Annotated in this window: 1 protein-coding gene; it reads left to right on the top strand. The window is 73.8% G+C overall.

Annotation, left to right across the window (positions count from 1 at the left end):
* The coding region (locus ACLEQD_RS43180) for an ATP-dependent helicase (protein ID WP_410391759.1) at positions 1-1,505 on the top strand (1,505 nt) is incomplete at both ends.

The following is a 1,505-nucleotide window of genomic DNA, read 5'->3' as shown; positions in this document are numbered from 1 at the left end:
AGCCCCGCCGTCCCCGCCGGAGCGCCCGCGCGCCGCCTGGACCTGGACGGCGCGCTCAACGACGAGCAGCGCGCGGCGGTGGAAGCAGGGGAGGGGCCCGTGCTCGTGATTGCCGGGGCGGGCTCCGGCAAGACGCGCACGCTCACGTACCGCGTGGCGCGCATGCTGGAGCGGGGCGTGCCGCCGTCGTCGCTGCTGCTGCTCACCTTCACCAACAAGGCCGCGCGCGAGATGCTCCGCCGCGTGGAGGAGCTGGCCGGCGGCTTCGCGGACGTGGGCAGCCTGCTGGGCGGCACCTTCCACCACGCGGCGCACGTGCTCTTGCGCCAGCACGCGGGGGCGCTGGGCTTCTCCACCGGCTTCACGGTGCTGGACCGCGAGGACGCGCGCGACCTGATGGCCACGTGCCTGGCGGAGCGGAAGCTGCGCAGCGACAAGCGCTTCCCCCGCCCGGACGCGCTGCTGGACCTGGTCTCCCTGGCCACCAACCTCCAGCAGCCCGTGTCCCAGGTGCTGGTGGACCGGCGCCGGGAGCTGCTGCCCGTGGCCCCCGAAATCTTCGCCACCGCGCGCCGCTTCCAGCAGCGCAAGGCCCAGCTGCACCTGATGGACTACGACGACCTGCTCGCGCACCTGAAGCGCCTGCTGGAGGACCACCCGTCCATCCGCGCGGAGCTCACCGGGCGCTTCCAGGGCGTGCTCGTGGACGAGTACCAGGACACCAACCGCCTCCAGGGCGACCTCGTGGACCTGCTCGTGGGCGAGCGGCGCAACCTCACCGTCGTGGGCGACGACTGCCAGTCCATCTACAGCTTCCGGGGCGCGGAGTTCACCAACATCATCGACTTCCCCCAGCGCTACCCCGGCTGCGGCATCTACCCGCTCACGCGCAACTACCGCTCCACGCCGCAGGTGCTGCGCCTGGCCAACGCCGTCATCGCGCGCAACACGCGCCAGTTCCCCAAGGCGCTCGTGTCCGACGGCCCGCCCGGCGCCGTGCCCCAGGTGGTGCCCACCCGCGACGTGAAGGCCCAGGCCGCCTTCGTCGCCGAGCGCGTCCTCGAGCTGCGCGCCCGGGGGCACCGGCTGGAGTCCATGGCGGTGCTGTACCGCGCCCACCTGCACTCGCTGGAGCTCCAACTGGAGCTGGCCCGCCACGGACTGCCGTTCCGCGTGCGCTCCGGGGTGCGCTTCTTCGAGCAGCCCCACGTCAAGGACGCGCTCGCCCACCTGAGATGGGCGCACCACCGCATGGACGAGCTGGCCTTCAAGCGGCTCGCGCGGAAGCTGCCCGGCGTGGGCGCCGCCAGCACCGAGCACCTGTGGACCGCCTGGCCGCGCTGGCCCCGGAGCCTGTCCCTGGCGGACGCGCTGGCCCACCCGGACGTCCAGGCCCTGGTGCCGCGCAAGGCGCAGGCGGGCTTCCAGCGCTTCCAGGCGCTGATGACGACGTTGTCCTCCGGCGGGCCCCGGAGCCCGGGCGCGCGGCTCGCGGACGTGCTGGC

The organism is Corallococcus sp. 4LFB, assembly GCF_046520365.1.
Taxonomy (GTDB): Bacteria; Myxococcota; Myxococcia; order Myxococcales; family Myxococcaceae; genus Corallococcus; species Corallococcus caeni.
Note: the sequence above shows the minus strand (reverse complement) of the source record. Positions and strands in the feature narration are given on the sequence as shown.